The organism is Agrococcus sp. ProA11 (assembly GCF_039880525.1).
Taxonomy (GTDB): Bacteria; Actinomycetota; Actinomycetes; order Actinomycetales; family Microbacteriaceae; genus Agrococcus; species Agrococcus chionoecetis.
On sequence record NZ_CP156989.1, the window covers coordinates 261236 to 286329 of the forward strand.

A 25094-nucleotide genomic window follows, 5' to 3' on the forward strand; every position below is an offset into this window, starting at 1 on the left:
ACCTCCTCTCGCTCGTAGGCTGAGCGGAGACGGGTGCGGAGGCTCTCATGACATCGACAGTGACCGAGCTGCGGGCTGAGCTCGCCGCGCTGGAGGATCCGCGCATGCGCGAGGTCAACGAGCGCCACGGCGACGACCACGGGGTCAACCTCACGAAGCTGCGCGCGATCGCGAAGCGGCTGAAGACGCAGCAGGAGCTGGCGCTCGAGCTCTGGGCGACGGGCGACACCGCCGCGCGGCTGCTCGCGCTGCTCGTGTGCCGGCCGAAGGCGTTCGCCGCCGCCGAGCTCGATGCGATGCTGCGCGAGGCTCGGGCGAGCAAGGTGCGCGACTGGCTCGTGAACTACGTGGTGAAGAAGTCGCAGCACGTCGAGCAGCTGCGGCTCGGCTGGCTCGACGACGCGGATGCCGCGGTCGCGAGCGCGGGATGGGCGCTGACGAGCGAGCGGGTGCGGAAGTCGGCTGCGGGTCTCGACCTGCCCGGCCTGCTCGACACGATCGAGGCCGAGATGCAGGATGCGCCCGAGCGGCTGCAGTGGGCGATGAACGAATGCCTCGCGCACATCGGCATCGAGCATCCGGAGCATCGATCGCGCGCGCTCGCGATCGGCGAGCGCCTCGGGGTGCTGCGCGACTACCCGACGCCCCCGAACTGCACCTCGCCCTTCGCGCCGGCCTGGATCGCCGAGATGGTGCGGCGCCAGGAGGCCCCCGCCCGCTGACCGCGCCGGGAGCCTCCGCCCCGCGCAGTGCCCCGCGCAACTCGCGCTACTCGCGCGCTGCCCCGCGCGACTCGCGCGCCAGAAGTGTCGCAAGCGGTCGCTTCGGTGCCCCGATAGCGACACTTCGCGACAACTCTGCGCCGGGCGGGTGCGGCGCCGGTACCAAACGGTCGCGCTGGCGCGCTGGAGGCGACCGTTTGGTACCGCTCGCGCGGTGGCGGTGGCGGGGGCGGGGCGGTGGCGGGGTGGTGAAGGCGGTGGCGGTCGCGGTGGCGGCGCGCGCTACTCCTCCGCCAGCAGGCGCTCGCGCACCTCGCGGCGCAGCACCTTGCCGATGAGCGAGCGGGGCAGGTCGTCGACGACGACGATGCGCCGCGGCACCTTGTATGCCGCCAGCCGCTGCCGCGCGTGCTGGCGGATCGCCTCCGCGTCAGAATCCGCTCCCGCTGCGAGCACCACGGCGGCCGCCACCGACTCGCCCCCGCTGGGGCTCGGCAGACCCACCACGGCCGCGTCGTCGACCGACGGATGCGACACGAGCGCCTCCTCGACCTCCGAGGGAGCAACGTTGAACCCGCCGGTGATGATGAGCTCCTTGCGCCGATCGACGATCGTCACGAAGCCCCCGGCGTCGGCCCGCACCAGATCGCCCGTGCGCAGCCAGCCATCCGGCAGCAGCGTCTCGCGCGTCTCGTCGGGCCGGTTCCAGTAGCCAGAGAACACCTGCGGCCCGCGCAGCAGCAGCTCGCCCTCCTCGTCGGGCCCGCGGTCGATGCTCGTATCGTCGGGATCGATCACCCGCATCTCGGTGCTCGGGAAGGGCACGCCCACGGCGCCGGGCCGTCGTGTCGGTCCCATCGGGTTCCCGATCGCGACCGGCGAGGTCTCGGTCATGCCGTAGCCCTCGATCAGCAGCCCGCCGGTCGCCCGCTCCCACAGCTCGACGGTCGACACCGGGAGGCTCATCGCGCCCGAGATCGCGAAGCGGATGCTGCGCAGGCTCACCTTCCGCTCGCCAGCGGCCTTCGCCAGCCGCTCGTAGATGGGCGGAACAGCAGGCAGGAAGGTCGCCGGGGCGGTGCGCATCGCCTTCAGCACGAGCGACGGATCGAACTTGGGGAAGAGCACCAGGCGTGCGCCGATGCTCAGGGCGAAGGTGGTGCACAGCGTGAGGCCGTAGGCGTGGAACATCGGCAGCACGGCGTAGATGACCTCGCGGCCGGGCGTGAGCCCCGGCACCCAGGCGCGCCCCTGCGCCGCGTTCGCACGCAGGTTGCCGTGCGTAAGGGTCGCGCCCTTCGGCCGTCCCGTGGTGCCGCTCGTGTACTGCAGCGCGGCGATGTCGTCGACCGCGGGACGCGGATGCGTCGGCGAGATGCGATCCGCCCCCGCCACGCGAGCCCAGTCGACCGCGCCGGGGGCGAGCTCGCCGGTCGTGAGCGCCGCCCGCGCTTCGCGCGCCTTCGCCATCGGGAGGCGCAGCGCGGTGCGCGTGCGCCAGGGCATGGCGCGCGTCATGTCCACGGACACGACATGCCTGACGCCCAGGTCGCTCGGCATGTCGAGCACCGTGGGCGCCACCTTGTCCCACACGATCGCGACGGTGGCGCCGTGGTCCTCGAACTGGTGTCGCAGCTCGCGCTCGGTGTAGAGCGGATTGTGCTCGACGACGATCGCGCCGAGGCGCAGCACCGCATAGAAGGCGATGACGTTCTGCGGGCAGTTCGGCAGCACGATCGCAACGCGGTCGCCCGCGCCGACGCCGAGCTTCGACAGGCCGCCGGCCGCGCGGTCGATCGCCTCGCCCAGCTCCGCATACGTCAGCGTCTCGCCGAAGAAGTCGAGCGCGACCGCCTGCCGGTGCTCCTCAACGGAGGTGGCGATCATGTCGACGAGCGTCTCGGTGACCTCCGGGATGTCGGCAGGCACCCCATCCGCGTAGGAGGACAGCCACGGGCGATCGGCGAAAGCGCTCATGCTCCGATTGTTGCCGATCTGGCTGTACGTCTCGCTCGCCGCGACCGGTACCGAATCGTCGCCTCCGCGCACTCGGGGCGACCATTCGGTACCGGCGGCGCGTGTAGCACGCCCGGGTGACGACGCGAGTCGCCTCCCCGTCATCTGCGCGCCAACTGCGGTTCATCGAACTGCGACCCGCGATCCGTAGCGTCGGCCGCATCCCGACTCGAAGGTGATGTGCCGTGCCCTCTCTCAGACCGCTCCTCTCCACCGCGACCGCAGCGCTCCTCACGACTGCCCTGCTGCTGCCGCCGGCGTCAGCGACCGCGGCGCCGCTGCCGGCGACCGCTCCGCCGCCGGCGGTCGCGGCCGCATCGATGCCGCCGCTGATCGTCACCGAGGTGCAGGCCGACAACGTCGGCGACGACCACTTCGAGTACTTCGAGGTGCACAACACCACCGACGCCGTGCTCGACCTCGACGCCGAGCAGCTCACGTTCAGCTACGCGTCGAGCGACAGCGACGACACCTCGACCGGCGTCGACCTCGTGCTCGAGGAGCCGCTCGTGCTCGCGGCAGGCGAGACGGCCCTGGTGTGGCTCAGCTACGCCAGCGCCGACGGGGCCGTGGACTCGTATGCGCACACGTTCGAGGAGTTCCGCTCCGAGCACGCGGTCGACGCCCAGACGCAGGTCGTGCGCTCCTCCGGGCAGCCGGGGCTGGCGAACTCCGGCAACCGAGGCATCCGGATCGAGCGGGATGGCGCGTACCTGACGCGCTCGTACTACCCGGCGGGATCGATGGCGCCGGCGCGCTCGGTCCACTTCCGGCTTCCCGCCGACCCCGCAGCGACGGCCTTGGCTGTGCTGGCGCAGCACGCGGACCCCTCACCGGGCCGTCTCGAGGCCGAGACTTTGGTGCCGGCCGAGCCCGCGCAGCCCACGCCCGAGCCCGAGCCCACCCCGCTGCCGTCGCCCGGAACTGGCGTCGCCGCCGGATGGCCGCTCATCATCACCGAGATCGCACCGGACTCCACCGGCTACGACGACTTCGAGTACGTCGAGGTCTACAACCCCACCGCGACCGCGCTCGACCTGGCCAGCATGCGGCTCGAGTACTTCTACGCCAGCGACACGCCCGCCGTCCCGCTGACGGTTGAGGGTGAGACCACGATCGCTCCCGGTGAGACCGTCGTCCTGTGGCTGAGCTACGCCAGCGGCAACGTCGACTCCTTCTCGAAGACCGACGACGACTTCCGAGCGGCCTGGAACGCGGCAGGCACCGACTTCCGCCTGCAGCGCGCCACCGGCCAGGCAGGCATGGCCAACGGCGGCAACCGCGGCATCCGTCTCGTGGGCGGGGAGACGGTGGTGAGCGCCTCGATGTACTCCGCAGGCTCGACCACGGCGGGCCAGACCGCGCACTTCCGGCTGCCTTCCGCATCCGGGTCCGTCACCATGGAGCTGCTCGCCGGTGCCGCCGAGGCATCGCCCGGCGTCGTCGCGCCGGAGGCGCTCGCAGACCCCGCCTTCGCGCCGCAGCCCGACCCGGCGGCCGTCGGCGCGCCGCTGCAGATCACCGAGATCCTGCCCGACGCCGCGACCAACCTCAACGGCTCGGACGGCTTCGAGTTCATCGAGCTGTACAACGCGTCGAGCGAGCCCATCGACTTCGCCGACTACGCCATCAACTACGTCTATCCCGCTACCGGGGGCGAGACGCTGTGGCCGGCGACGCCTGGCGACATCGTCATCCCCGCTGGCGGCACGCTCGTGCTCTGGATCAAGAACGGCGGCAACGGCGAGCTGGACGCCTCCGCGTTCAACGAGGAGTTCGGCACGTCGCTGACGCTCGGCGAGGACCTCGCCGAGATCTCCTCCGGCGGCATGGCCAACAGCGGCCCACGCGGCATCGAACTGATCACGAACACGGGCTATGTCGTCAGCAGCGCGTTCTTCAACATGGATGCCGCCGTCGACGACGTGCACCCCGATCAGGGCATCCGCTATGTCACGAGCACGGGCGACGTCGCGAAGCAGCAGCTGCTCGACCTGCAGCCGGCGACCCCTGGCGCGGTGCAGCGCGATCAGGTGCCGAGCGGCCTCATCATCGTGCCGGCCGACACGGCAGCGCCGGCGGTCGATGACCTGACCGGCGCGGAGATCGATCCGACCGTCGACTTCCCGTTGGAGTTCCGCGTGACCGACGATGTGCAGGTGCGGACGGTCAGCGTGACCGTGCGCAACGACGTTGACGCCGAGCCGACCTCGCTCAATCTCGTCGACACCGGGGACGCCATCTTCGGCGCTCACATCGACTACGCCGACATGACCGGCAAGCGCTGGTACGAGTACACCGTCCGCGCCTCCGACGGCACGAACCACACCGTCATGGACACCCGCCGCGTCACCGTCGCGGGCGCGAGCTCCGAGCCGCTGCGCATCAACCTCGACGAGGGGCAGTACGTCGGCGGCACCGCCGCGGTCGCGGCCACGAGCGAGCAGCGCGCCGAGTCGATCGAGCTCTCGATCGATGGCGCGCCGGTCGACACGGCCGCAAACCTGGAGCATGCGCCGATGTTCGCCTTCGAGGCGACCGGGGTCGACTACTACTTCAAGAACGGTGTGCGTGTCGGAGAGGAGGTGCTGCGCGTCTTCGACGTCGGCATCTACACCGGCAGTGGCACGATCGCCACGCCGGTGCCGCTCGAGCATGTCCGGCAGGGGGAGGAGCTCGTCGTGAGCGTCTGGGCTGGCACCAAGAAGGCACCCGAGATCGATCTCGCCGAGAACAACGACGACTTCACCGTCTGGGATCTGCGCCTCATCCTGCCCGACGGGCGCACGCTGCGCCCGATCGGCTACGACGACCCCGCACTGCGGCTGGCCATGGGCGACAGCGTGAACGCGAGCGGTGGCGCGACCGGCAAGCTCGACTTCTACGATGCGCGCTTCGCGCTGCCGGACGACGCCTTCAGCGCGCGTGCGGCGGAATGGGACACGACCGCGGTGGTCGACGGCCCGGTCGAGATCTCGGCGACTGACGGTGAACGCGCCGTCGAGCGCACCGTGGTCGTCGACAACACGGCGCCGACGATCACGGGGCTCGTGACCGCCGAATCCGTCGACGGCACGACCTTCCAGGGCGAGATCGTCATGGATCCGCAGATCGAGGATGCGGGCGTCGGTGCGATCACGACGGTCGCGACCTTCGACGGTGTGCGGCTGCGCGCGCTGCCCCACACGACCTCGTCGATCGACCTGACACCCGGCGAGCACACGCTGGAGGTGACTGCCACCGACGGCCTCGGCAACACCGTGACCGAGACCGAGACCTTCACGACCGTCGACGAGCAGCCCGGCGTGATCGGCGAGCTCTCGCCCGCCGACGGCGACCAGGTCGAGGCCGGCGACGTGACACTCTCGGCGGTCGTCGCCGACCCGAACGGCGACGACCTGGCGCGTGTCGAGTTCCGCGAGGGGCGCCGCGTCGACCTCGGCGACGCCGGTGTGCGAGCCCAGGGCGGCACCGTGGGTGACGCGCTGACCACGGAGCGGGACGGCGCGGAGCCGCTCTCGGCCGAGCAGCTGCGCAGCATCACCGCGGTGGACGGGCTCGCTGAGCTGTCCTCGGCTGCGGCGTTCCCGTACCAGCTCTTCGACATCGAGGTGAGCGAGGCGGAGGCGGACGCGCAGGTGCGTGCGACCTGGTCTGGTCGTGCGAACGAGGGCGCCAGCGTGATGCTCTACGCGCTCCGCGCCGACGGCTCGGGCTGGGACGAGGTCGACCGTCACGTCGCCGACAGCGGCGAGGCGTTCACGCTCGAGGGCGTCGTCGAGGCCGCGCGGTACCGCGCCGACGGTGCCGTGCGCCTGCTCGTGCAGCACTCCGAGGGCTTCGCGGGCGAGGACCTCAGCGACCGGGGCACTGCGGTGGAGCAGCACCATCCGGAGGACGTCGACCGCTCGGAGTACGACTTCACCTTCGCGTGGGAGTCGGACACGCAGTACTACAACGAGAACACCAAGGAGGGTGAGCCGTACCGCCACCAGCAGGCGATCCACACATACCTGCTCGACCAGCGCGAGGATCTGAACCTGCAGTACCTGTTCCACACCGGCGACATCGTGGACGACTTCGACCAGATCTACCAGTGGGAGAACGCCGAGGCGGAGTACTCGCGTCTCGACGACGCAGGACTGCCCTACGGCGTGCTCGCCGGCAACCACGATGTCGGTGCGCACCTGGAGGACTACACCTACTTCAGCCGCTACTTCGGGGAGGATCGCTTCGCCGGGAACCCCTGGCATGGCGGCAGCTACCAGGACAACGAGGGCCACTACGACCTGCTGTCGGCAGGCGGCATCGACTTCATCATGCTGTACACCGGCTGGCTGCCGGCTGACGAGAGCATCGCGTGGATGAACGAGGTGCTGGCGCAGTACCCCGATCGTGCGGCGATCATCGCGCAGCACGAGTTCATCCTCACCACCGGCGGCCTCGGCGAGATCCCGCAGCGCGTGATGGACGAGGTCGTGGCGACCAACCCGAACGTGCGCATGGTCTTCTCCGGCCACTACCACGACGCCGAGACCCGCACCGATGACTTCGACGACGACGGGGACGGCGTGAGTGACCGCACCGTCTACTCGATGCTGTTCGACTACCAGGGCCTGCCGGAAGGTGGTCTCGGCTGCCTCCGCCTGCTGCACTTCGACAACGAGGGCGAGCGCATGATGGTGCGCACCTACTCGCCGTCGCTGCACGACTACGACGCCGAGCACGAGGGCATCGATGACGCGATGCAGTCGTTCGAGCTCACCTACGACGAGCTGCGGCTCACCCCGACCGTGCGCACCTTGGGCACGGATGCGTTCTCGGCGGAGATCCTCAGCTCGGAGGTCATCGCATCGTTCGAGGACGTGGCCAGCGGCACGCCGCTGAGCGCGAAGTGGTCGCTCACGGAGCCCGGCGAGTACGGCTGGTACGTCTTCAGCGAGGATGTCTTCGGCGCCACCGATCGCTCACCGATCGCCAGGTTCACTGTCGTCGACGCGACGACCCCGACGCCCGACCCGGGCACGGGCGAGCCGGGTACGGGCGACCCGAGTACTGGCGCGCCGGGTACGGGCGACCCGGGCGCGGGCGACCCGGGCGATGGCGAGCCGGACCCCGGCACAGGGGAGCCTGGCGGCGAGTCTGGCGGGGAGGACGGCGGTGCGCAGCCTGACCCGAGCGCGCCGGGTGCCGAGCAGCCCGGCGGCGACAACGGCTCGGACGAGCTGCCGGTGACCGGGGCGGACGCGGGAGCGGTGCTCTCGTGGGTGCTCGCGGCCTTGCTGCTGATGCTCGCGGGCGTGGCCATGCTCGTGTCGCGCCTCGCGCCCGCCCGCAAGAGCTGATCGAGCGGTGCACACGGCGAGGGCCGGCCCGTTCGCTCGGGCTGCCCTCGCCGCCCGCGCACCAGAAGTGTCGCAAGCGGTCGCTCAGCCGCATCCATAGCGACCGATAGCGACAACTCTGCGAGGTGACCCTTGCGGCACTGGCACGAAACTGTCGCCGCGGCGCGTCGGATGCCACCATTCGGTACCGGTCGCGTGGCGGGACGCGCTCAGGCGCGGAAGAAGGCCTCCGCCACGCGCGTCAGGTCGAAGAGGTCGCTGACGCCCGCGAGCTCGCGCGCCGAGTGCATCGACAGGATCGGGATGCCGACGTCGACGGTGCGGATGCCGAGGCGCGTGGCGGTGATCGGCCCGATCGTCGAGCCGCACGGCACGGTGTTGTTCGAGACGAACTCCTGGCTCGTCACGCCTCCCTGCGCACACCAGCTGTGCCAAGCCGCTGCTCCGACGCCGTCGGTCGCGTAGCGCTGGTTGGCGTTGATCTTCAGGATCGGCCCCGATCCGAGCACCGGTCGCACGAGCGGATCGTGCTTGTCGGCGAAGTTCGGGTGCACGGAGTGGCCGACGTCGCTCGAGACGCACCAGGACGCGGCGAGCGCACGCATCCGCTCTTCCCGGTCGGCGCCGAGGCCGAGCCCGATACGCTCCAGCACGTCGGCGAGGAAGGGGCCCGCGGCGCCCGAGCGGGTCGCCGAGCCGATCTCCTCGTGGTCGAAGACGGCCAGCACCGGGATGTGGTCGCCGTCGAAGTCGTCCGCCCCCGCCGCGAGCGCGACCGCGCCGGCATGCACGCTTGCGAGGTCGTCCAGGCGGCCGGCGGCGAAGAAGACATCGTCGTGGCCGAAGACGGCCCCGCGGGCGGCATCCGCGGTGACCAGGTCGTAGCCGCGGATGCGGCCAGGGTCGACGGGGTCGCCGTCGACGGTGGCGGATGCCGCGACCTCGGCGAGCAGGTCGGCCGACTCGGCGGCGCCCAGGCCCCACACCGGCTGCGTGTGCGACTGCTTGTTGAGCGCGAGCCCGTCGTTCGCCTCGCGGTCGAGGTGGATCGCGAGCTGCGGCAGCCGCAGCAGCGGGCCGGAGTCGGCCAGCACCTGGGTGCCGTCGTCGAGCACGAGTCGGCCGGCCAGGCGCAGCTCGCGGTCGAGCCACGAGTTCAGCAGCGGGCCGCCGTAGATCTCGACGCCCGCCTGCAGCCACCCGAGCCTGCCGGTGGTCGGCTGCGGCTTGAGCTTGAAGCCGGGGGAGTCGCTGTGCGCGCCGAAGATGCGCACCGGGGTCGTGCCGGTCGCCGACGGTGGCACGATCCAGGCGATCACGGCGCCCTCGCGCACCACCAGGTGCTTGCCCGGCGTGGTGGGCCATGCATCCGCCTCGTCGAGCGCAGCGAATCCCGCGTCGGCCAGTCGGCGGGCGACCTCCGCGGCGGCGTGATAGCTCGACGGGGAGGCCTCGATGAACGCGGCGAGATCGTCGGCGTGGGCGAACGGGGCGGTGGGCACGGCAAAGACCTCCAGAGGACGGGCTTCGAGCCTATCCGGGCGGCTCGCCGGGTCTCCCGCAGCGCAGCAGCGCTCCGTTCAACCGGCCCCCTGGTCTGAGAAGCGGGTATTCGGCTCGCCAGACCAGGGAACCGGTTGAACGCACACCTTCCGGAGGGGCACGGGTGCCGGGTGCTCCGGCGCTGTCGCACCGGGCGCACCCGGGCTGCTCGCCCGGTCGCGGTCAGGCGCCGGGCGTGAACGCGGCGGTGGCGCCGAGCTCGCCCGCCACCAGTCGCGCCGTCACCTCGGTGAGCAGCGCGACGCCCGCGAGGCTGTCCTCGTCGCTCGTGCGCTCGCCCTCGTTGTGGGAGATGCCCTGGATGCTCGGCACGAACAGCATCACGGTCGGCGCGACATCCTTCATGTTGGTCGAGTCGTGACCGGCGACCGTCATGGTCGGCGCATGCGAGAGGCCCAGTCCCTCCGCGGCCGAGCGGGCCAGCTCGACCCCCTCGCTCTGGTACGACAGCAGTCCCCACTGGTGCGTGAGGCGACGCTCGATGCGCACGCGAGCGCGCTCCTCGATCGCGGCGAGGCGCTCCTCGAGCAGTGCGTTGGCGCGCTCGAGCACCGACTCGTCGGGGGAGCGGAGGTCGAGGTTGATCTCGACCAGGCGGGCGACGGTCACGGGCGAGTTCGGCGCCAGCTCGAGCTCCGACACCGACGAGTGCAGCGTTCCCTCCGGCAGCTCCTCGGTGAGCTCGCGGGCGGCGACGATCACGAGCGCGGCGCCGTACAGCGCGTCGCGGCGGTCAGCCATGACGGTCGAGCCGGTGTGGCTCTGCTCGCCGTGCACGACGATCCGATACTTGCTGGCCGCCCAGGTGCGGTCGACGAGCCCGATGGTGGTGCCCGACTCCTCGAGTCCGCGACCCTGCTCGATGTGGATCTCGGCGTAGGCGGCGACGGGCGGGACCGCGCCGTCGAGCCGGTCGCCGGGCTCGGCGATCGCCTCGGCGACCGTCGTCCCGGATCGATCGGTCGCGGCGAGCGCGGTCTCGAGCGGCAGCTTCCCCGTGAGCACCGAGCTGCCCATCATGCTGGGCGTGAAGCGGCTGCCCTCCTCGTTGAACCAGTTGACGACCGCGAGGTTGCATGCAGGCTGCAGCGACCCCTCCTGCACGCGGCGCGCGACCTCGCGGGCGGCGTGGGCGGCGGCGAGCACGCCGTAGGCGCCGTCGAAGCGGCCCGCGAGCGGCTGCGAGTCGAGGTGCGAGCCGACCAGCACGTAGGGCGCGCCGGGCACCAGCTCGATGAGGCCGTACTGATTCGAGATCGCATCATGACGCACCTCGAAGCCCGCCCGCTCGAGCCAGCCGGCGAACCACGCCCGCACCTCGTGATCGGCCTGCGTACCCGCCTGGCGCTCGACGCCGCCTCCGGGCGTCGCCCCGTAGCCGGACATGGTCGTGAAGTCCTGCAGGAATCCGCCTGTCGCAGCCTCGTCGTGCATGGTCACTCCTTCGCTCGTGCCGCCTCGATGCGGCAGTTCGTCATGGGTTGTAGGGAGCCGCTCGCTCATGATTCGGCGAGCGTGCCGTGCACGGTCTCGCCGCCCACGATGGTCGCCACCACGTCGATCGCGCCGATGCGGTCGGTCGGCACGGCATGCGGATCGTCCGCCAGCACCACGAGGTCGGCGAGCATGCCGCGCGCGATGGTGCCCTTGCGCTCGCCCCATCCGGTCGCCTGCGCCGCGCCGGCCGTGCAGGCCCGCAGCGCCTCGGTGACGGTCAGCCGCTCGTCGGGGCCGTACAGCGCGCCGCTCTCGGTCGTCCGCTCGACGAACGCCTGGACGACGCGCAGCGGCTCGCCGGGGGCCACCGGCCGGTCTGAACTGCCGGCGAGCACCGCGCCCGCGCGCAGCACGCTCGCGGCCGGGTACGAGCGAGCCGTGCGCTCCGCGCCCAGCAGCTCGGCCATGCCGTCGCCGAACTCCGTGATGAATCGCGGCTGCGGCACCAGGCTCACGCCGAGCGCTGCCATGCGCTCGAGCTGCTCGGGCCGCACGACACCGCCGTGCTCGATGCGGCTCGGCATCGGTCCAGGGCCGTGCAGGCGCTGCGCCTCATCGATGAGGTCGAGTGCGAAGTCGACCGCCGCGTCGCCGATCGCGTGCAGCGCGAGGGCCCAGTCGCCCGCGGCCGCCGCGAGCACGCGCCGTCGCATCTGCTCTGGGTCGCCCTGCAGGTAGCCGTGGTTGCCGTGGTCGTGCGCGTAGTCCTCGCTCATGGCGGCCGTCGAGCCCAGCAGCGAGCCGTCGGTGAAGACCTTGACGGGGCCGAGCTGCAGCCGGTCGTCGCCGGCGCCGCTGCGCACGCCCGCCGTCAGCCCGATCGCGCTCGGGTCGTCGGCGTGGCCGGGCAGGTCGACGAGCGCGTCGAGCGTGACCATGGTCTGCATCCGCGTGCGCAGCAGGCCGCGCTCACGGGCGCGCTGGTAGGCGGCGAACTCGCGCGGGCTGTGGCCGATCCAGCCGCCGGCGATGCCCGCGTCGGTGACCGAGGTGAGGCCCTCCCGCGCGTACTGCGCCGTCGCGCGGCCCAGCGCATCCTCGATCGCGGTGAGCGGATCGGGCAGCAGCACGTCCTGCACGATGCGCATCGCGTTCTCCTCGAGCAGGCCCGTGGGGCGGCCGCGATCGTCGCGCGCGATGACACCGCCCTCCGGATCGGGTCGCGGCTCGTCGCCGATGCCGATGCGGCGCAGGCCCTCGCCGCTCATGGTCGCGGCATGCCCGGATGCGTGCTTGATCCAGACGGGACGCCCGTCGGCGGCCCGGTCGAGCGCATCCCGGTCGACGGCGCCGGTGAGCCCGAGCGGGTTGAAGCCGGAGGCGACGAGCCACTCGTCGGCGTCAGTGGCGGATGCTCGCTCGGCGACCAGGCGGTAGATGTCGTCGGGCGTGGCGGCGCCGGCAAGGTCGAGCTCGGCGAGCGACTGCCCGAACCAGACGCTGTGCGCATGCGCGTCGTTGAAGCCCGGGAGGATGACGCCGCCGCCGGCATCGATGCGGCGGTCGGGCCGGGCGCCGTCGAGCTCGTCGTCCAGGCCGATGATCCGGCCCGACCACATGCCGATGCGCGTCGCGACCGGGCGTGACGGGTCGCCGGTGAGCACCCTGGCGTTCTCGATGATGGCGTCGATGCGCATTCGCGAGCCTCCACTCTGCTGCAGAACCCTCATTCAATCTGGGCATGGTGACAGCGGCAATGGGGCCTGGGCACCGGAACCGATCGGTAGAGTGTGCAACAGCACAGCCCCTGCTGGTCGCGAGCCCGCGGGTGCGTTGGGCGATGTGAGGAGCGACCATGGCAGAGGTGCAGGCGCCGAGGTCGCGCGCATGGCGCGAGCTCGTGGAGCGGCTCGATGCCGAGATGCCCGCGATCGTCGACGACTTCGTGCGCGAGTTCAGCGAGCGCGGCAGGTACGACCGCGACGCCGTCGGCGAGCAGGATCTGCGTGACACCGCCGAGGACACGCTGCGCATGCTCGTCGCGCGCATGGCAGGGGGGACGCCGACGGCCGAGGATGCGACGCTCGCGGCTTCGCTCGGGGTGCGGCGCGCGCGGCAGGGCGTGCAGCTCGACGCGCTGCTCGAGGCTGTGCGACTCGACTTCCGGGTGCTGTGGCGCTGGCTGCAGCGCTTGGCCGGCGACGAGCAGCGCGCGGCGCTCGTCGAGCAGGTCGAGTGGGTGCTGACGGTCGTGGAGCAGTACGTCGACGAGGTGCAGCAGTCGTTCCTGCGCGAGACGGCCGCGATGCAGCGCGACGTGCGCTTGGCCACCGAGCGCCACCTCGCCCGCCTGCTGAGCGGCGACGCGCCCCGGCCGAGCGCGATCGATGCCATCGCGCAGGGCCTCGGGGTCGCCGCCGATGCGCAGTTCGACCTGCTCGCGGTGCCGGTGGATCGCATCGAGGAGGCGCAGCATGCCGCCGACGCGCGGCTGGCGGCCGGCAGCATCTTCGGGCACAGCCACGGCGACGCCTACTGCCTGTTCTGGGTGCGGGGGACGGATGGGCGGGTGCCGGACGAGCTCGTGCAGGTGTCGGGCGTGCTGCTGCAGCGGCTGCCGGGGCTGCCCGCCGTTGCGACCGGAGCCCGCACCGCACTCGCGCTCCTGGCGACGGCGCCGACGCTCGACGGGCTCACCGGCGTCGACGAGCTGTGGCCGGCGGTCGCGGCCGCTCGCCTGGACGAGCTCGTGCCCGGGTTCGCGGCGGGCCGCCTCGCGCCGCTCGACGACCTCACCGACTATCAGCGCGAGGCGATTCTCACGACCGTGCGCACCTACCTCGTCGCAGGCTCCGTGCACGTCACGTCCAAGCGCGTCTTCTGCCATCGCAACACCGTGCTCAACCGACTCGCCGCGTTCCGCGACCGCACCGGCCTCGACGTGCAGGTGCCCGTGGAGGCGGCGCTCGCTCACGTGCTGCTCGCGACCACGGCGCTCGCCCCGGCGGAGCGCTCCGGCGCGTGAGGGAACTGGGCGTGTGCACAATCCGAGCGCGCGAATGCGCGTCACACCGCCATTGAGCATGTGCAAACGACTCCGGGACGATGGCTGGACGCCAGTGGATGCATCCCGACTGCTCGCGTGCGCTGGCTCACAGCACGCCGGCACCCCCAGACCCCCGCACACCGACACCGCGACCAGCTCCGGTCGTCGGTCTCAATGAGGAGAGCACCATGTCCCAAGCACAGAGCGCCGAGCAGGCGCCGGACGACGAGATCGTCGTCAGTCCCCGTGACGTGCGCCGCATCGCTGGCGCCGCCTTCGTCGGCACCGCGCTCGAGTGGTACGACTACTTCCTGTTCGGCACCGCCGCCGCGCTGGTGTTCAACCGGCTGTTCTTCACCGAGCTCGACCCGAGCGCCGCGGTGCTCGCGTCGCTCGCCACGTTCGGTGTCGGCTTCGCGGCACGCCCCATCGGCGCATTCATCTTCGGCGTGCTCGGCGACCGCATCGGCCGACGCCCCACGCTCATCCTGACGATCGTGCTGATCGGTCTCGCGACCGGCATCATCGGCCTGCTGCCGACCTATGCCGACGTGGGCCTGCTCGCACCGGCGCTGCTCGTCACGCTGCGCCTGCTGCAGGGTCTCGCCGTCGGCGGCGAGTGGGGTGGCGCGACCACCATCGCGATCGAGCACGCTCCCGTGAAGCAGCGCGCCCGCTACGCGGCGCTCGTGCAGGTCGGATCCCCGGTCGGCACGCTCATGTCGTCGGGCGCGATCGCGCTCGTGCTGCTCTTCCCGCCCGCCGAGTTCGACGCCTGGGCATGGCGCCTGCCGTTCCTCGCGGCCTTCCCGCTGCTCGGCATCGCGCTCTGGATCCGGCTCAAGGTCGAGGAGTCGCCGATCTTTGAGGACCTCGTGCGCCTCGACCAGCGCGCCAAGGTGCCCGCGCTGCAGGTCTTCACGAAGGCATGGGGCCGGCTCATCGTCGCCGTCATGGCGGCCTTCCTGGGCGTCGGTGGCTTCTACGTCATGAACACGTTCGTGGTCAGCTACGCCGCGAACACGCTGGGCCTCGACCGCAGCATCGCCGTGAACGCGACGCTCATCGCAGCGGTCGCGCAGATCGTCGTCATCCTGCTGTGCGGCCGCCTGGCCGAGAAGATCGGACCGGGACGCGTGACGTTCTGGGGCGGTCTGCTGACGGCCGCTGCAGCCGCGCCGCTGTTCTGGCTCATCGACACGGGCTCGCCGTGGGCGATCACGCTCGCGGTCACCGCGGGCATCTCGCTGTTGACGATCACGTACGCCGTGACCGGCGCGCTGCTGACCGAGCTGTTCCCGCCGGAGCTGCGCTACAGCGGCGTCTCGCTGGGCTACAACATCGCCGGCGCGCTCTCGGGCTTCCTGCCGTTCCTCGCGACCTGGATGATCAGCCTCAGCGGCGAGGCCGTGTCGTGGCCCGCCGTGGTGATCCTCGCGATCGTGGCACTCATCACCGCAGCTGGCGGCTTCTTCGGCGAGCGCCTGCGGGTGCGCGACAAGGAGATCGTGCGGAGCGCCGCCTCCTGACGGCACTCCCTCGCTGACGGCCGGCACCGCGTTCGCGCATGGTGCCGGCCGTCGGCGTCTGCAGCGGCGCCCCGTGCAGCCACGCCCTGCCCCATCCGGGCCAGCGCCGCGCCGTCCCGCGCAGCCCAGCCCCGCCCCATCCCACGCCGTCCCGCCCCGACCCGCCCCGACCCGCGCAGCCCCGCCCGACCCGAGCGGTACGAAACGGTCGCGCCGAGCCGCGTGAGGCGACCGAAACGTACCGGTGGCGCGTGGGGCCCTGCGGGTAGCGGTACGAAACCGTCGCGCCGGGCCGCGTCAGACGACAGAAACGTACCGGTGCGGAGGAGCGGCGCAGGCGTCGCTGGCGGCGCAGGCGGCGCAGGCAGCGCCGACGGCGCAGGCGGCGGCAGCGGCGACGCGCGTCAGGGGGATGCTGCGCGAGCGGCGATGATCGCAGCCGTCGCTGGCGGATCGATGACATGGTGCATCGACTCGGGCACCTGCACGAGCTCGGCCGCCGGCATCCGCTCGACCAGCATCGGCGCCGCGCGCGCGAGCAGCGGCATCGTCTCGACGCCCACCAGCACGGTGGTCGGGACCGTGATCGACAGCAGCTGCGCACTCGGGTCGGATGTCGCCGCGGCGATCATCGCGTCGTAGACGGTCGACTGCGCCAGTGAGGTCAGGTGCTCGAACAGCGGCGACGACCGGAGCTGCTCGATCATCGGCTCGGGCAGGCCGATCCCCTCGCGCTGGAACAGCACGACCGCCTCCCCGCCTCGGCCAGCGTCGACGAGTGCCTGCAGGCGCTGCGGAAGATTCGCGGGCGGCTCTCCCGTGCCGAACCGCAGCGGCGGCTCGGAAAGGAACAGGTGATCGATCGGCACGCCGTGCCCGGCGGCCAGGAGCGCGACCAGCGCGCCGGAGGAGTGCCCGAGCACGATCGCGCGCCCGCCGACGGCGTCGATGACGGCCGCGATGTCCTCAGCCTCGCGCTCGGGCGAGAAGGGCGCGATGCGCTGCCCCTCGGTCGCGTCGCCGCTGTCGCCGCGCCCCCTGCGGTCGAAGCTGACTCCTTCGAAACCCTCGGCGGCGACTGCCTCGACGAGCGCGCCTGCGGCGTCCGCGGTCGAGAACGCGCCGCCGACGATCACGACCGGCCGCCCGGTGCCGATGCGATGCACGGCGATCTGCGTGCCATCGGCTGAACTCGCGTGCTCCATGCCAGCAAGCCAAGCAGGGCGCGCGGCAGGCGTCGAGGGGTGACTCGCGTGCAGGTCAGTCGAGTGAGGGTCGGGGTCCCGGAGCGGCTGCGGCGGCGGTCGGGTCGTTGGACGCCGAGGTCGGGGCCGCCGGTGCCGCGACGGCTGCAGCATCCGCGTCGCCGGTGCGCGGCTGCGGCGGCGATACCGGCGCGTCCAGGGCCTCCGGGTCGATCGCGGGAGGCTGCCGCGGCGCCGTCGGCGCCGCCGAAGCATCCGCTCGATCCCAGGGACGCGTCACTGTCGCCCACAGTGCCGCGGCGACGACCGAGTACACCGCGAGCAGCACAACCCACGCGACGACCGGCGTGTGCACCGCATCCCACGCGGCAGGGAACGGCATGACCACCCAGATCACCAGCGCCATGGCCGCGGTGATCATGCCCGCCCACAGCATCCGGCTGCGTCGCCAGAGGGCACGGCCGGGGAGTGCGCCGACGGGGCTCAGCAGCAGCGGCAGCGCCATCAGGCAGCCGATCGTGAGGCCCGCGAGCGTCTCAACCCCGAGCAACCCGAGCGGGCCGGTCGGTGGCGCGTTCACCTGGATCACGCTGTACACCATCCACGCGGCTACACCGAGCGCCGCGAGGTAGCCGAGCTCGAGCAGGGCCGCGCGCTGCTCGTGCGTGGGAGACGGTCGCAGGAAGATCAGCGCCAGCACGATGCCGAACACGAAGCCCGGCTCGAAGCCGACGATGCGCGAGACCACGATCGCGCCGAGCACGATGAGCAGCGACACCGGGCGGAACCGCACCCCGACGCTGGCGCCATCCCGCCGCAGCATCCATGCCACCAGCAGCAGGCCGAGCAGTCCCTCGATCGCGTAACCCAGGGTGGCGGATGCGGCCAGGCGCAGCGTGCCGATCGTCGCGCCCGCACGGGGATCGATGAGCGCCGTCAGGGCACCGGCCGCGACCAGCCCGATCGCGATGCCCGCGACCGGGTGCAGCGCGCGCTCGACGCGCCGCATCAGGTGCCGGATGCGGTCGGCGATGCTGGTGGCGCCGGCGGCCGAGCGGCGGCGCGCTCGATCGGCGAGCGCGCCAGCAGTCATGTCGACGAGGCGGTTGGGGATCGCGAGCAGTGCCGCGAGCACGACGGCGGTGCCTGCGGTCGAGGCGACGCTCGCGACGGTGACGGGTGCGGCGCCGGCAGGCGTGAGGCCGCTGAGCACGCTCGCCTCGTCGGCGGCCAGCACGGGCTCCGCTTCCTCGGCGGGAGCGGACGGTGGAGCCTGCGCTGCCGACGTCGGCGTCGCAGTCGGCGACGGCGCCGGCGGCAGTGCGAGCAGCACGCGATCGCGCAGCGCCTCCGCATCCGCGGGCGCAGATGGCACGATGAAGTAGCCGCCGCTGCCGATGCTGAGCTGTCGCACCGTCACCCAGTAGTCGTCGGCGATCAGGTGCTCGCCGTCGAGCGGTCCGGCTTGGTCGAACCCGCTCGACGAGAGCCGCACGCCTGCGGAGGTGTCGACACGCACCAGCCCGGCCGCCTCCAGGTCGCCGATCGCGGCCGCCGCCTGCTCGTCGTCGATGGGCGCGTACGCGAAGGTCACGTTCGCCACGGCCTGGCCGACGCTCCAGGTGCAGGCGGTGCCGCCGAGATCCGTGAAGCGCGCCGCGTCGAAACCGCTGAAGTCCTCGACGAGCGTGACGGTGTCGTCGATGGCGGTCAGTGTCGGGTCGACGACGTCAGCGACCTGCCCGCCGCCGAGCACGTCGCAGCTGAGCGGGTCGGATGCGGTGCTCGCCAGTGTCGGCGCGGATGCCCGCACGGCCAGTGGCGTCGCAGCGTGCTGTGGCGTCGCAGCGTGCAGCGGCGTTGCAGCACCGTGCGCGGGCACGGCGCCGATCAGGAGCGCCGCCGCTAGTCCCAACGGCGCGCCGAGCGCCGTCGCCATCGCGAGCAGTCGCCGTGCGCGCATGGAGCCCCCTGACCGGTTGCCAGGAGCCTAGGCGCGATCTCGGCGTCGGCTGGCTTTCTTACCGAAGCCGTGAGCCGGGCTTGAGGCGGTTCAGCGCAGGGCGCGCTTGATGTTCGCGCGCTCCTCCTCGAGCCTGCGCACGCGACGGCTCAGCTTGAACAGGCGCACCGAGCCCAGCAGCCCCGCCACGAGCACGCCGGCGATCGCCGCGAACAGCATGGCGACGCCGAGCGGCAGCGTGAACTGCCAGCCGAAGTAGGCGAACGACGCCTCGACGTTGTTCTGGAGGATGAAGATGAGCAGCAGGATCAGGATGAGCGTGCCGAGGATCAGCGCGATCCAGGTGCCGCCCGTGATGCCCTGGCCCTGGTGCTGGTCGAGCGAGGGGTCGGTGACGACCACGCGGGGGCGGTCCTCGCGCTGCGCCTCGGTCGGGCTCGAGGTCGTGCGCTCGGTGCTCGAAGCCTGGGTGCGCGGGGGCACGCCCGCCGAGCGATCTGCGGCGGTGCGGTCGGAGCCGTCGTGCAGCGGGCGGTCGTCCGAGGTGGGATCCGTGTTCATGGCGATGCTCTCCTTGCTCGGTGCGGTCAGCGCGGGACTCTGCGTGAAGCCGAGCGTAGTCCGGAAGCCCGGATGTGGGCCGGATGTCGTCAGGACTGCTGCGGCCGCGGTCGGGGTGCTGGCGGCGGCGGCACTTCCTTCGCGGCGATGATGTCGGCGATCGCGATCGTGACCTCGCCGCGGCGCGTGGCGATGCTGCAGGAGGCCGCATCGACCGCGACCAGCTCGCCGAGCGCGTCCGTCGCCCCGTGCTGCTGGCCGTGCAGGCGGTAGCGGACGACGAGGCGGGTGCCCAGCGGCAGGGCGCGCAGCTGGGCGGGGGTCATGGTCTCGTGACGCGGCCTGCGGCCGCTCCTCGACCAGCGGGGGTGCCGCGGCCTGCGGCCGCTCCTCGACCAACGGGGGTGGGGCGACCCGCGCCGGTGACGCGGCCTGCGGCCGCTCCTCGACGGGCGGAGCCGGGTGCGGTCACCAGGCGCCCTTGTCGTAGTCCTTCAGGAAGATGCCGAACAGATCCTCGCCCGCCTCGCCGCGCACGATCGGGTCGTAGACACGCGCGGCACCGTCGACCAGGTCGAGCGGCGCGTGGAAGCCCTCCTCGGCCAGCCGCACCTTCGTGAAGTGGGGGCGCTCATCGGTGATCCAGCCGGTGTCGACGGCGGTCATGAGGATGCGGTCGCTCTCGAACATCTCGCGGGCGCTCGTGCGCGTGAGCATGTTGAGCGCGGCCTTCGCCATGTTCGTGTGCGGGTGACCGGGGCCCTTGTAGCCGCGGCCGAACACGCCCTCCATCGCCGACACGTTCACGATGTACTTGCGGTGCGCGCCCGACGCGGCCATCGCCGGTCGCAGCTTCGACACCAGCAGGAACGGCGCGGTCATGTTCGCCAGCTGCACCTCGAGCATCTCGAGCGGCTCGACCTGGTCGACGTGCTGCGTCCAGGAGTTGACGTGCTCCTCGTCCGGCAGCAGGCCGCCGGCGTCGATCGCGGTGCCGGCCGCCAGCCGCTCGAGCGAGCTCGAACCCGCGGCCATCGCCTGCGCGGTCAGCTCGTCGGCCGTCGACGCCGCGCTCGCGAGGATCGGGTGGCTCGCGACCGAGGCCGCGAGGGCGAGCGGATGCGCGTCGTTCGTGTGCCCGAAGGTCACGAGCTCCGGCATCGGGCCGCCGTGCGGCGAGAGCTCCGGCAGCGGCGACGACTCCGCCTCGACGAGCGGCGCATAGGCACCGGGGGAGCGGCGCACCGTCTGCGCCGCGTTGTTGATCAGGATGTCGAGCGGCCCGGCGGCCGCGACATCCTCGGCGAGCGCGACCACCTGGGCCGGGTCGCGCAGGTCGATGCCGACGACCTTCAGCCGGTCGAGCCACTCCGCGGAGTCCTCCAGCGACGCGAACCTGCGCACCGCATCCCGCGGGAACCGCGTCGTGATGGTGGTGTGGGCGCCATCGCGCAGCAGCCGCAGCGCGATGTGCATGCCGATCTTCGCGCGGCCGCCGGTGAGCAGCGCGCGCTTGCCCGTGAGGTCGGTGCGGGCGTCGCGCTTCGCGTGGCTGAGGCGAGCGCAGTCGGGGCAGAGCTGGTGGTAGAAGGCGTCGACCAGCGTGTACTGCTGCTTGCAGATGTAGCAGCCGCGCGATCGCAGCAGCTCGCCGACGGTCGGTGCGGCGGCCCTGGTCGCCAGCGGGATGCCGCGCGTCTCGTCGTCGATGCGGTCGGGTGCGCCCGTCGCGGTCGCGGCGATCACCGCGCGGTCGGCGGCCTGGATGCGCGCGTGCTTCGCCTTGCGGCTCGCGAGCTTGACCTCCTTGAACATGTTCGCGGTGGCCTGCCGCACGGCGACGTAGTGCGGGTCGTCGCGATCCATCTCGTGCAGGGTCGCCAGGACGCGGAGGGTCGTCGCGACGTCGGCCGCATCGATGGTCGCGCGCTCGGCGTCGAGTGCCGCGGCGGCGTCCGCGGCCGCGGCAGCGGGCACGCCAGAGGGATCCGAATGGTGGGGGAGCACAGGCGATTCTATCGCCCGCCTCCTAGCGGCTACACGTCAGGCGATGCCCCAGCCGCTGCCGACGAACGGATGCAGCCACGCGGAGACCACGAGCAGAAGTGCGGCAGCGCCGACGAGCGCGGCACTCGCGCCGGTAGAGCTCGCGGGCCGCTCGCGGGGCCGCGCGAGCAGCACGATCGCCGTGGCCATCGAGAGTACGGACCAGAAGGCGATCGCCCAGCCGAGCACCCAGAGCGCCTCGGTGACGCCGGCTGGCCCGGCCGAAGCCAGGGCAGACAGCTGCAGAAGCACGGCGGCACCTGCGGCCATGGCCGCGGCGACGCTCGCAGGGACGAATGCTGCGTGTGGCGTCTCTGCCTGCGGCTTTCCCTTGATGAGCATGCGTCGACGCTAACCCTGCCACCGGCGGTGACCTCCTCACCTTCGCTCAGCGTCGCATCAACGTTGCCGAAGCAACTCGGATGGCAGAATCGGGGCATGCCCGGCCCCGTTCCGAAGTACGTCGAGCTCGCCGCGCGCCTGCGCGAGCAGGTCGCGCGACAGGCGGTCGGCACGCCGGTGCCCAGCGAGCGGGATCTCGCGATCGAGGAGGGCGTCTCGCGCATGACCGCGCGCAAGGCGATCGAGATGCTGGTCGCAGAGGGCCGGGTGACGCGCGAGGTCGGCAGGGGCAGCTTCGTCGCGCGCCCCGCGCTGAGCGTGCCGCTCACGCTCACGAGCTTCACCGAGAGCATGCTGCAGTGGGGCATGGTCCCCTCGGCGCAGGTCGTCGAGGCCACGACCGCGCCGGCGGGAGAGCTGGCGGCGACGTTCGCCGTCGCGCCAGACGAGCCGCTCGTGCGACTCACGCGCGTGCGACTCGCCGACGGGCGACCGATGGCGCTCGAGCGAGCGTCGCTGCTCGCCACCGCGGCGCCGGGCCTGCTCGAGGCCGCCGACTTCTCCACCGCATCGCTCTACGACGTGCTCGAGCACCGATACGGCGTGCGATTCGACGCCGGCACGCAGGTGATCCATGCCGGCCTCATCGACGCCGACGACGCCGCGCTCCTCGACGCCGAGCCGGGCTCACCCGCGCTCGAATTCGTGCGCACCTCGACGGCCGCAGGCACGGTGCTCGAGCGCACCGTGTCGATCTATCCGGCCGACCGCTTCGCGCTCTCGGCAGCGATCACGCCGACCCGAGCTCCGGGATCCGCGCCGACAGCCGGGCGATGAGCGCGGCGTTCGCGTCGTCGTTGCCCGCCACGTTCGCGCTCCGCCACAGCGGCGCATCCGGCTCGAGCAGCACGACGCGCTCGAGCAGGGCAGACCACAGCGCATTGGTGGCGAGGCTCGACACAGGAGCCGTGATCGGATCCGCGGACGGCCGCGACACGTCGCCCACCGGCGCCCTGGTGTCGAGCACGATGCTCGCGAGCTCGAACAGGCGAGCGCCCGCCCGCGGCTCGGCGGCGCGGCTCGCGCCGACCGAGGTCACCGCGATCACGGTCGCACCCGCGCTCGCGGCCGCGTGCGCCACCTCGACGGGGAAGTGGTTGATGCCGGAGCTCGAGAAGACCACGACGGTGTCGCGCGCCTCCACGCCAGCGCGCGCGACGACATCCAGACCCAGCCCCGGCTGCCGCTCACCGCGCGTCGAGCCGGCCGCGTCGCCGAGCGGCAGCAGCGACGGATGCCACAGCGGCCGCACCTGCGCGAGGCCACCGGCGCGGTAGAACGACTCCATCACCGCGGCGAGCGAGTGCCCGGCGCCGGCGGTGCGCACGAGCCCATCGGCGCGCAGCGTCGCGAGCACCGCGTGCGCGGCACGCTCGAGCGGCTCGGTGTTGGCGTCGATCACCTGGTCCACGAAGGCGCCGAACGTGGTCACAGCCAGCCCCGCTCCTCGAGCGCCGCGCGCAGGCGCGCCTCGGTCTCCCGGACGTCGACGAAGCTCACGACCGGCACCGACAGCGCGTCGCCATCGCCGAGCTCGTCCAGGTAGGTCGGCTGCCCGATGACGACATCCGCTCGCGTGCCGCGGGCCGAGCCGACGTCGGTGTGCTCGAGCTCGGCCTGGACGCCGAGGCGCTCGAGGGCCTGCTCGGCCGTGCGACGGAGGATGAGGCTCGAGCCCATGCCCGCGCCGCACACTGCGAGCACGCGCAGCGGGGTCGGGCGTGCCGCTGCGGCCGCGGAGGCTCCGGCGCGTGAGGCGCTCGCCGTCGCCTGCTCGGCGGGATCGTGCTCGGCGGCGTCCACCGCGGCGCGCTGCGCGCCGACCGGCACGGGCTCGGCCGTCGCATCGGCCGAGTGCTGGTCGATCGGCGGCGCGGGTCGGCGCCCGAGCAGCACGAGCACGGCCACCGTGATGGCGAGCACCAAGCCCGCGACCACCCAGGCCGACCAGGCGCCCAGCGGCGCCAGCACGGTCGATGCGCCCATCAGCAGCCAGCCCACGGCGAACCAGTCGGGGTCGGCGAGCGTGGCCAGCTCCGGTGCGGTGTCGGAGTAGAGGCCCCACGAGATCCACTGGCCGAAGGCGAGGATGACGCCGTTGAGGAGGCCGCCGAAGACCGCGCCGCGCCAGCCGGCGACGGCGTTGCCGAACACGCCGCCCGCGCCGCCGCCGAAGAAGAGCATGATCATGGGCGGCACCAGCACGAACCAGCCGCCGGCCGCGAAGACGCCCATGAGGATGAGGAAGACCACGACCGAGGTGAGGAAGCCGAGCATGACAGCCGTCGGCGCCTTCGTGAAGGTCACGGGGATGTCGAGGGCCGGGTGCGTGCCCGGCAGGGCCTTCTCGCTCAGCCCGCGGAACGCGGGCACGATCTCGGCCAGGAACATCCGCACGCCGAAGAGCAGGATCGCGATACCGGCCGCGAAGCGCAGCGCCTGCAGCAGGCCCCAGACCCACGGCATGACGGTGGCGCCGGCCATCTGCTCCTCGACCACGCCGCCATCCGCGAACACGATCGCGACGAGCATGATGACGCCGATGATGAACGCGGTCGAGACGTTGACGTCCTTGAAGAACGACAGGCCCTTCGGCAGCTTCAGCGCTTCGCTGTCGTGCTTGGCCGGGTCGCCGAGCCGCAGCCACTTGGCGCCGTAGCCGGTGGCGATCGCGAGCGTCGACGTGGTGTGGGCCAGGCCGACCTCGCCGCCATCGGCCATCACGCGGCGCATGAGCGGTGCCGTCCACAGCGGCTGCAGCACCCAGTAGCAGCCGATCAGCACGCTGCCGACGCCCGCGAGCAGCCAGCGGTCGACGTCGCCGAACGCCTCGACGAGCGTGGCCGCGATGACGACGCTCATCCAGTACATGAGGTGACCCGTGAGGTAGACGTAGCGGGCGGCACGGAAGATGCGCACGAGCGCGAGGTGGACGACGAAGCCGCCCGCGATGATGAGCGGCACGACCGAGCCCGCACCGGCGTTGAAGTCGGTCAGCGTCGAGGTCGCGGTCGGCGGCTCGAGCCCCATGGCGCTCGAGACGATCGCCTGGAAGGCCACGAGGCCGCCCACGAAGATCTCGACGCCGATGTTGAGGATCACCACGCCGATCGTGGCCCGCAGGCCGCCGGCGACCACCTGCTCGATCGGCTTGCGCTGCAGCGCGAGGCCGACGAGCGCGATCAGACCGATCAGCAGCGCGACCTGGCTGAGGAAGTTGTCGGTGATGAGGGTGACGATGTCTTCGAAGACGCCCACG

17 protein-coding genes are annotated in these 25094 nt (G+C 72.1%); 5 read left to right on the top strand and 12 right to left on the bottom strand.

Annotation, left to right across the window (positions count from 1 at the left end; all coding sequences use genetic code 11):
- Nucleotides 1–47: 47 nt before the first annotated feature.
- Entirely contained in the window at nt 48–722 is a 675-nt protein-coding gene (locus ABG090_RS01260; RefSeq protein ID WP_347755685.1) for a DNA alkylation repair protein, read from the top strand.
- Nucleotides 723–1004: 282 nt separating this feature from the next.
- Here ABG090_RS01260 and ABG090_RS01265 read toward each other — a convergent pair whose 3' ends face one another.
- Entirely contained in the window at nt 1005–2699 is a 1695-nt protein-coding gene (locus tag ABG090_RS01265) for a long-chain-fatty-acid--CoA ligase (protein ID WP_347755687.1), read from the bottom strand.
- A gap of 224 nt (nt 2700–2923) precedes the next feature.
- Here ABG090_RS01265 and ABG090_RS01270 point away from each other — a divergent pair, with 224 nt between their 5' ends.
- The gene (locus ABG090_RS01270) at nt 2924–8083 is read left to right on the top strand and encodes a lamin tail domain-containing protein (protein WP_347755689.1); all 5160 of its coding nucleotides are present in this window, start codon (nt 2924–2926) and stop codon (nt 8081–8083) included.
- A gap of 209 nt (nt 8084–8292) precedes the next feature.
- Here ABG090_RS01270 and ABG090_RS01275 read toward each other — a convergent pair whose 3' ends face one another.
- The 3 genes from ABG090_RS01275 to ABG090_RS01285 all read right to left on the bottom strand — a co-directional run bounded on the left by ABG090_RS01275 (nt 8293) and on the right by ABG090_RS01285 (nt 12780).
- Nucleotides 8293–9585: a M18 family aminopeptidase gene (locus ABG090_RS01275; RefSeq protein WP_347755691.1), complete on the bottom strand. Its 1293-nt coding sequence runs from the start codon at nt 9583–9585 to the stop codon at nt 8293–8295.
- 223 nt (nt 9586–9808) lie between these two features.
- Complete coding sequence (locus ABG090_RS01280) at nt 9809–11080, bottom strand: M20 family metallo-hydrolase (RefSeq protein WP_347755693.1); 1272 nt, start codon at nt 11078–11080, stop codon at nt 9809–9811.
- 65 nt (nt 11081–11145) lie between these two features.
- A complete protein-coding gene (locus ABG090_RS01285; protein WP_347755695.1) occupies nt 11146–12780 on the bottom strand; it encodes an amidohydrolase in 1635 nt (544 codons plus the stop codon).
- Nucleotides 12781–12938: 158 nt separating this feature from the next.
- Between ABG090_RS01285 and ABG090_RS01290 the strand changes: the two genes are divergently transcribed.
- Both ABG090_RS01290 and ABG090_RS01295 read left to right on the top strand, forming a co-directional pair.
- Entirely contained in the window at nt 12939–14108 is a 1170-nt protein-coding gene (locus ABG090_RS01290; protein WP_347755697.1) for a helix-turn-helix domain-containing protein, read from the top strand.
- 209 nt (nt 14109–14317) lie between these two features.
- The gene (locus tag ABG090_RS01295; protein ID WP_347755699.1) at nt 14318–15658 is read left to right on the top strand and encodes an MFS transporter; all 1341 of its coding nucleotides are present in this window, start codon (nt 14318–14320) and stop codon (nt 15656–15658) included.
- Between the two features lie 404 nt (nt 15659–16062).
- On the opposite strand, the gene ABG090_RS01300 is transcribed toward ABG090_RS01295, so the two are convergent.
- The 6 genes from ABG090_RS01300 to ABG090_RS01325 all read right to left on the bottom strand — a co-directional run bounded on the left by ABG090_RS01300 (nt 16063) and on the right by ABG090_RS01325 (nt 21775).
- Nucleotides 16063–16863, bottom strand: coding sequence for an alpha/beta hydrolase (locus ABG090_RS01300; protein ID WP_347755701.1), 801 nt, complete (start codon nt 16861–16863; stop codon nt 16063–16065).
- Between the two features lie 55 nt (nt 16864–16918).
- On the bottom strand, nt 16919–18826 hold the full coding sequence (locus tag ABG090_RS01305) for a hypothetical protein (RefSeq protein ID WP_347755703.1): 1908 nt from the start codon (nt 18824–18826) through the stop codon (nt 16919–16921).
- Between the two features lie 90 nt (nt 18827–18916).
- Complete coding sequence (locus ABG090_RS01310; protein ID WP_347755705.1) at nt 18917–19387, bottom strand: LapA family protein; 471 nt, start codon at nt 19385–19387, stop codon at nt 18917–18919.
- 89 nt (nt 19388–19476) lie between these two features.
- Nucleotides 19477–19713: a hypothetical protein gene (locus tag ABG090_RS01315; protein WP_347755707.1), complete on the bottom strand. Its 237-nt coding sequence runs from the start codon at nt 19711–19713 to the stop codon at nt 19477–19479.
- Nucleotides 19714–19855: 142 nt separating this feature from the next.
- Nucleotides 19856–21307: an SDR family NAD(P)-dependent oxidoreductase gene (locus ABG090_RS01320; protein WP_347757645.1), complete on the bottom strand. Its 1452-nt coding sequence runs from the start codon at nt 21305–21307 to the stop codon at nt 19856–19858.
- A gap of 123 nt (nt 21308–21430) precedes the next feature.
- Entirely contained in the window at nt 21431–21775 is a 345-nt protein-coding gene (locus tag ABG090_RS01325; RefSeq protein ID WP_347755709.1) for a hypothetical protein, read from the bottom strand.
- 96 nt (nt 21776–21871) lie between these two features.
- Here ABG090_RS01325 and ABG090_RS01330 point away from each other — a divergent pair, with 96 nt between their 5' ends.
- Entirely contained in the window at nt 21872–22612 is a 741-nt protein-coding gene (locus tag ABG090_RS01330; protein ID WP_347755711.1) for a GntR family transcriptional regulator, read from the top strand.
- Here ABG090_RS01330 and ABG090_RS01335 read toward each other — a convergent pair.
- Together ABG090_RS01335 and ABG090_RS01340 are read right to left on the bottom strand one after the other, a co-directional pair.
- Nucleotides 22566–23267, bottom strand: a complete 702-nt coding sequence (locus ABG090_RS01335; protein WP_347755712.1) for a sugar isomerase domain-containing protein — start codon at nt 23265–23267, stop codon at nt 22566–22568. The genes ABG090_RS01330 and ABG090_RS01335 overlap by 47 nt on opposite strands.
- Entirely contained in the window at nt 23264–25093 is a 1830-nt protein-coding gene (locus ABG090_RS01340) for a PTS transporter subunit IIC (RefSeq protein WP_347755714.1), read from the bottom strand. Before ABG090_RS01340 ends, ABG090_RS01335 begins: the two co-directional genes overlap by 4 nt.
- Nucleotide 25094: the final 1 nt, after the last annotated feature.